5 protein-coding genes are annotated in these 6,529 nt (G+C 63.2%); 2 read left to right on the forward strand and 3 right to left on the reverse strand.

Features of this window, described 5'->3' with window-relative positions:
- Positions 1–131: 131 nt before the first annotated feature.
- From AC1DXS_RS20625 to AC1DXS_RS20635, 3 genes are all read right to left on the reverse strand, one after another.
- Positions 132–1,319 carry an ABC transporter substrate-binding protein gene (locus tag AC1DXS_RS20625; protein WP_477739327.1) on the reverse strand — a complete coding sequence of 396 codons (1,188 nt, stop codon included), beginning with the start codon at positions 1,317–1,319 and terminating at the stop codon, positions 132–134.
- Between the two features lie 218 nt (positions 1,320–1,537).
- Positions 1,538–3,115 carry a benzoate-CoA ligase family protein gene (locus AC1DXS_RS20630; RefSeq protein ID WP_477739328.1) on the reverse strand — a complete coding sequence of 526 codons (1,578 nt, stop codon included), beginning with the start codon at positions 3,113–3,115 and terminating at the stop codon, positions 1,538–1,540.
- A gap of 79 nt (positions 3,116–3,194) precedes the next feature.
- Positions 3,195–3,686: a flavodoxin domain-containing protein gene (locus AC1DXS_RS20635; RefSeq protein WP_477739329.1), complete on the reverse strand. Its 492-nt coding sequence runs from the start codon at positions 3,684–3,686 to the stop codon at positions 3,195–3,197.
- Positions 3,687–3,863: 177 nt separating this feature from the next.
- Between AC1DXS_RS20635 and AC1DXS_RS20640 the strand changes: the two genes are divergently transcribed.
- Entirely contained in the window at positions 3,864–4,751 is an 888-nt protein-coding gene (locus AC1DXS_RS20640; protein WP_477739330.1) for a helix-turn-helix transcriptional regulator, read from the forward strand.
- Between the two features lie 40 nt (positions 4,752–4,791).
- The gene (gene boxC / locus AC1DXS_RS20645; RefSeq protein ID WP_477739332.1) at positions 4,792–6,483 is read left to right on the forward strand and encodes a 2,3-epoxybenzoyl-CoA dihydrolase; all 1,692 of its coding nucleotides are present in this window, start codon (positions 4,792–4,794) and stop codon (positions 6,481–6,483) included.
- Positions 6,484–6,529 lie beyond the last annotated feature (46 nt).

Genomic DNA, 6,529 nt, shown 5'->3' on the forward strand with positions numbered 1-6,529 from the left:
AATGGCCCCCACGGTCGCTCACTACATGTAGCTCCCTGCCCCCCGAGGGGGCCGCCCGCCTGCGGCCCGGCAAAGCCGGTTCCGCGGCTCATGCTGGTAGGGACGGGCTTGAGTTGGCCGTCTGGTCAGGTTCAGGCCATCTTGCAGCCTGCGCCCGAGTCTGCCAAAGCCTTGGCCGCCACGCCGATCACCTTGTTTTCCTTGTTCTCGACCACACGCAGGTACATGTCCTGCACCGGGTTGTGCGAAGGGCTCATGGTCCATTTGCCGCGCGGGCTGTCGATGACGGCGCCTTCCAGGGCCTTGTAGAGGGCCGGCTTGGCGCTCAGGTCGCCCTTGACGGCATTGGCGCCCTGGATCAGCAGCAGGCCGGTGTCGTAGCCCTGGACGGCGTAGACGTCGGGCTGCATCTTGAATGTCTTGGCGTAGCTCAGGCGGAACTGGCCGTTGCGCTGGGTCGGCAGCGAGTCACTGTAGTGCATGGTCGTGATGATGCCGTTGGCCGCGGGGCCGGCGGCGTCGAGCACGCCTTCGGTCAGGAAGCCGGAACCGTACAGCGGGATTTTTTCCTTCAGGCCCGCGGCGGCGTAGTCCTTGATGAATTTGGCGGCGCCGCCGCCGGCGAAGAAGCAGGCCACGGCATCGGGCTTGAGCGCGGCGATTTCGGTCAGCAGGGCCTGGAACTCAACCTGCGGGAAGGGCAGGCCCAGTTCCTTGACGATGGTGCCGCCCGCGGCGGTGTAGCTTTCCTTGAAGCCTTCAAATGCCTCGTCGCCGGCCGCGTATTTCCAGGTGATCCAGACGGCCTTTTTGTGGCCGCGGTCCACCATGGCCTTGCCCAGGGCACGCGTGGGCTGGGAGTTTGTAAAAGAAGTGCGGAACACATTGGGCGCGCACAGGCTGCGCGTCGCGGCATGCACGCCGGCATTCGGGATCAGGCTCAGCACGCCGCTGTCGCGCGCGACTTTCTGGATGCCCATCTGCACGCCCGAGTGCACCGTGCCGACCAGCACGTCGACCTTGTCGCGCTGCACCAGCTTGTTGGCGTTTTCAATGCCCTTGGACGGCTCGGACTCGTCGTCCACCTTGAAGAATTCGATCTCGCGGCCGCCCAGCTTGCCGCCTTGTTCGTTGATGGCCATGCGAAAACCGTTTTCAATGGCCACACCGAGCTGCGCGAACGTGCCGGTATAGGGCAGCATGAAGCCGACACGCACCTTGCCGGACTGCGCGCGCACGATTTCAGGGAGCAAAAGGCCGGTGGAGGCGGCACCGATCATGGCGGCGCTGCGGGTCAGTACAAGTCGGCGTGAAGTCATGAAATAGCTCCTGGTTGAGGCTGGAAACTCTGAAAACTGTTAGGCCAATAGTAAGCGTGCGTAGCGTGGCCAGTCCTAGTGTAAAACCCGAGATTGAAGATTAAATTGTTTACATCTAAAGCAATGACTGTGCCCGATTTTGGCCTTTGCGCACACTTTTGCAGTGATCTTTTGCCGCATACCGGGCTCAGGTTCGGGGCCTGGTGGCGCGTTACGCTTCAGCGCGGCTGGCGCAGCTTGAAGCGCTGGATCTTGCCGGTGGCCGTCTTGGGCAGTTCGCTGACGAACTCTATCCAGCGCGGATATTTGTAGGGCGCGAGCTGCTGCTTGACGTGGGCCTTGAGCTCGTCCATGGTGGCACTCTGGCCGGACTTGAAAACTACATAAGCCTTGGGTTTGATGAGCTCGTCGGCATCGGCCATGCCTATCACCGCCACTTCCAGCACGGCGGCATGCGTCATCAGGCAGGCCTCGACTTCGAAGGGCGAGACGTAGATGCCGCCGACCTTGAGCATGTCGTCGCTGCGCCCGCCGTAGGTGTAGAAGCCGTCGGCGTCGCGTGTGTACTTGTCGCCGCTCTTGGTCCATTCGCCCGCGAAGGTGGCCTTGGTCTTGGCGCGGTTGTTCCAGTACATGATGGCGGCGCTGGGGCCGCTGATCTGCAGCTCGCCGATCTCGCCGTCGGCGCATTCTCGGCCGTCGTCCCCGATGATGCGCAACGCGTAGCCCGGCACCGCCTGTCCGGTGGTGCCGTAGCGCACCTGGCCGGGCCGGTTGGACAAAAAGATGTGCAGCATCTCGGTGGAGCCTATGCCGTCCAGGATTTCGCAACCGTACTGCGCCGTCCATTTTTTGCCGATCTCGGCGGGCAGGGCCTCGCCCGCGCTGGTGCATACGCGCAGGCTCAACTCGGACTGCGCCGGCCGCGCCGGGTCGGCCAGCAGGGCGGCATACAGCGTGGGCACGCCGTAGAAAATCGTCGGCCGGTATTTTTTGAGCAGGGCAAAGACATCGGCCGGCGCGGGGCGCGCTGGCAGCAGCACGGTGGTGGCGCCCACGCTCATCGGAAAGGTCAGTGCATTGCCCAGGCCGTAGGCAAAAAACAGCTTGGCGGCGGAATACACCACGTCGGACTCGCGTATGCCCAGCACACCGCGGCCGTAGAGCTCAGCCGTCTGGATCAAATGGCTGTGCAGGTGGACCGTGCCCTTGGGCGTGCCGGTGGAGCCGCTGGAATACAGCCAGAAGCAGGCGTCGTCTGCGCAGGTGGCGGCGACCGTGGGCGTGGCCGGCGCCGCGCGCAGCAGGGCGGCCATGGTTGCGTGCGGCGCGCAGTCGTCGACGCCGGCGACGACCACAGACTTCAGCGTATCGATCTTTCCCAGCAACGGCGCAAAGGCCGGCAGCAGGGCGTGCGAGACGATCAGCCCCTGGGCGCGGGAGTCGCGCAGCATGAATTCGAAGTCCGGCGTGGTCAACAAGGTGTTGGCCGCGATGGGCACCACGCCCGCGAGTATGCAGCCGAGGAAGGCGACTGGCCACTGCGGCGTGTCCAGCATGGCCAGCAGCACCCGGCTTTCTGGCTCGAAGCCCTGGGCGCGCAGGGCATTGGCAAAGCGGTGGGATTGATCGGCAAGTTCGCCGTAGCTCAGTTGCTCGCCGCTCAGCGCGTCCATAAAAGCCACTTTGCCGGGACGCGTGGCGTTGCGCGCCAGCAGGTCGTGCGCCGCGTTGTAGTCGCGCGGGATGCTCACCCGGGGAGGGCTTGCCGAATGGTCTGCGCTGCTTGTTGGCATGCTTGTCTCCAGATAGCTGTTATTTGGGTAGCTGCTTGCGCACGCTGATCAAGCGCTACGGGGTCGTTTTTCTTGTGCGTCAGGCAGTGGCGGAACTGGCCCCCAATGTCTGCAGGGCGCCGGTGAGCCACTGGCGGCACCACTCGGTGCCTTCGGTTTCCGGCATGGTGCCGCTGCTGGCATCGTGGCACCAGATTTCACCAATGCGCTGCGCGCCCAGGTCCTGCAGGCGCTCGTCAAATTTTTTGCCGCCGAAGCAGAAGGTCTGCATATAGGTGCGGTCGCCCAGTGCGATCACGCCGTAGCGCACATGGCCGAGGAATTGCGGGTTGCTGCCCAGCGACTCGTAAAGGGCGCGCGCATTGTCGGGCACGTCGCCAGAGCCGTAGGTGGAGCTGCAGATGAGATAAAGTGCATCTTCGGCCTGGGCCGCATCGAAGATGCTGATGTCCAGGTTGTCCATCAGTTCGACCTCAATCTCGCTGACCAGGTCGGCACAATCCATCTGGATCGCCTGAGCCACATAGTCGGCGGTGCTGGTCATGGTGCCTACAAGGATTTTGAGTTTCATGATGGTTCCTGTCATCCTGAGCTTGTCGAAGGGCGGAATAAAGATGCAATAAACTGCTTGACATCGATTTAAGGTGAAGTATACTGCAATTCATTCGAAGCGCAACCGTCAAAGCCCCTTGAAGCGGGTTTTTTAGGGTTTTCACCGGGCTTTTTACACAGGTGTCTCTTGGAAATCATGTCTGAACAGGAATCGAAAGCCACGCTCAGTGAACTGGGCGCCCGCGTTCGCGCCTGGCGTGCCCGCCGTGGCATGACGCGCAAGCAGCTGGCTTCGGACTCTGGCCTGAGCGAGCGCTTTCTGGCCGACGTGGAAAGCGGCAAGGGCAATGTCTCCATCAATTCGCTCGAAGCGGCGGCCCGCGCGCTCAACATATCCATCCTGGAATTGCTGCAGGACGCCCCGCGTCCGGCGCTGGCGCGTGTGCAAGGCCTGTTGACGCGGCTGGACGATGCCCAGCTGGACCAGGCTTACAGCCTGCTGGGCGGCACGTTTGGCCTCAGCGACGCGTTGGGCCGCGAGCAGCGCGTAGCGCTCATAGGCCTGCGCGGGGCCGGCAAGTCCACGCTGGGCAGCCAATTGGCGGCCGAGCGCGGCGTGCCTTTCATTGAACTGGACCGCGAGATCGAACGCGAAGCCGGCACCAGCATGAACGAAATCCTGCTGCTGCACGGCCAGGCCGGCTACCGGCGCTATGAACGCCGTGCGCTGTTTCGCATTGCCGAGGATCACCCCGAAGGCGTGGTCATGACCACCGGCGGCAGCATCGTGAGCGAGCGTGAAACTTTCGACCTGCTGCAAAGCCGCTTTTATTGCGTCTGGCTCAAGGCCAGCCCCGAGGAGCACATGGCCCGCGTGGTGGCCCAGGGCGACATGCGGCCTTTTGACACGACCCGCGGCGCGACCGACGAGGCCATGGAAGACATACGCCGCATCCTCTCCAGTCGCGAAGCCCTCTATGCCCGCGCCGACGCCGTGGTTGATACCGCCGCGCGCACACTGAAACAAAGCCTCAAAGACCTGGAACGCGCCGTTCCCAAAACACCCGTGCGCGACCAGCAGTAAAACAGCAATAGACCTAACCGGAGACAAACCCATGAACGCCATGACAGAGCCGCTTTTATTCAAACAGGTCATCGCCGGCCAGGAGCGCGAGCTCGTGAGCTTCTCCACCCACCCGGGCAAATACCAGCACTGGACGCTGAGCGTGGAGGGCGACGTCGCGCGCCTGAAGCTCGACATCAATGAAGACGGCGGCATCAAGCCCGGCTACAAGCTCAAGCTCAACAGCTACGACCTGGGCGTGGACATCGAGTTGCACGACGCCATCAACCGCGTGCGCTTCGAGCACCCGGCCGTCAAAGTGGTGGTGTTTGAGTCGGGCAAGGAAAAGATCTGGTGCTCGGGCGCCAACATCTACATGCTGGGCCTCTCGACGCATGGCTGGAAGGTCAACTTCTGCAAGTTCACCAATGAAACCCGCAACGGCCTGGAAGATTCGTCGCGCCATGACGGCTTGAAATCGGTTGCCGCGGTGACCGGCGCCTGCGCCGGCGGTGGCTACGAGCTGGCCCTGGCCTGCGACCGCATCATCATGGTGGACGACCGCTCTTCCACCGTGAGCCTGCCTGAAGTGCCCTTGCTGGGCGTGCTGCCCGGCACCGGCGGCCTGACCCGCGTGACCGACAAGCGCAAGGTCCGCCGTGACCTGGCCGACATTTTTTGCACGACCTCCGAGGGCGTGCGCGCCGACCGCGCCAAGGACTGGAAGTTGATAGACGCTCATGCCAAGCCGCAGCAGTTCGGCGACTTGCTGGCCGCCGAAATCCAGGCGCTGCGTGCGCAGTCCACGCGGGCCGGCGCCAAAGGCATAGAACTGACGCCGCTCAAGGCACTGATCGACGACAGCGGCTACCACTACAGCATCGTCGACGCGCAGGTGGACCGTGAAAAGCGCATTGCCACCCTGACGGTGAAGGCGCCCGCAAGCCCCATTGAATCCACGCCCGAGGCGATTGAAGCGGCCGGCGCCAACTGGTACCCGCTCAAGCTGCAGCGCGAGCTTGACGACGCCATCCTGAACCTGCGCACCAATGAACTCGAAGTCGGCACCTGGGTCATCAAGACCACGGGCGATGCCGGCCAGGTGATACGCATGGATGAAGTGCTGGCCAAATTGAAAGACCACTGGCTGGTGAAGGAAACCACGGGTGCGCTGCGCCGCACGCTGGCGCGGCTGGATGTCACCAGCCGCTCGCTGATCGCGCTGGCCGATGCGGGCTCGTGTTTTGCCGGTACCTTCTACGAACTGGCCCTGGCCTGCGACCGCATCTACATGCTGGATTTGCCCGATGCGCCCGACAGCGCGCCCGCGCTGCAACTGAGCGCCGCCAATTTCGGCTGGTTCCCCGCCGTCAACGGCCTGACGCGCTTGCAGACGCGCTTTTGCGAAGACGAGGCCACGATTGCCCAGCTGCAAAAACTCGGCGACAGCCCGCTGCGCGCCGACCAGGCGCTGGCGCTGGGCCTGGTGACCCTGACGCCCGATGACATCGATTGGGAAGACGAAATCCGCATCATGCTGGAAGAGCGTGCTTCGCTCTCGCCTGACGCGATGACGGGTATGGAAGCCTCGCTGCGCTTTCCGGGCAAGGAAACCATGGAGACGCGCGTGTTTGGCCGCCTCTCGGCCTGGCAGAACTGGATATTCATTCGGCCGAATGCGGTGGGTGAAGACGGTGCTTTGAAACTCTTCGGCACAGGCAAAAAAGCCAAGTTCGACTGGAAACGAATCTGATTTTTCTTACCCCCTCTCCCCCTGGGAGAGGGCAGGGGTGAGGGCT

It is taken from the genome of Polaromonas sp. P3_B1 (assembly GCF_056402935.1).

Excerpts from the sequence above, each read along its gene's own strand:
- AC1DXS_RS20625 (WP_477739327.1), bottom strand. The coding sequence starts at position 1,319 with ATGACTTCACGCCGACTTGTACTGACCCGCAGCGCCGCCATGATCGGT.
- AC1DXS_RS20630 (WP_477739328.1), bottom strand. The coding sequence starts at position 3,115 with ATGCCAACAAGCAGCGCAGACCATTCGGCAAGCCCTCCCCGGGTGAGC.
- AC1DXS_RS20635 (WP_477739329.1), bottom strand. The coding sequence starts at position 3,686 with ATGAAACTCAAAATCCTTGTAGGCACCATGACCAGCACCGCCGACTAT.
- AC1DXS_RS20640 (WP_477739330.1), top strand. The coding sequence starts at position 3,864 with ATGTCTGAACAGGAATCGAAAGCCACGCTCAGTGAACTGGGCGCCCGC.
- boxC (WP_477739332.1), top strand. The coding sequence starts at position 4,792 with ATGACAGAGCCGCTTTTATTCAAACAGGTCATCGCCGGCCAGGAGCGC.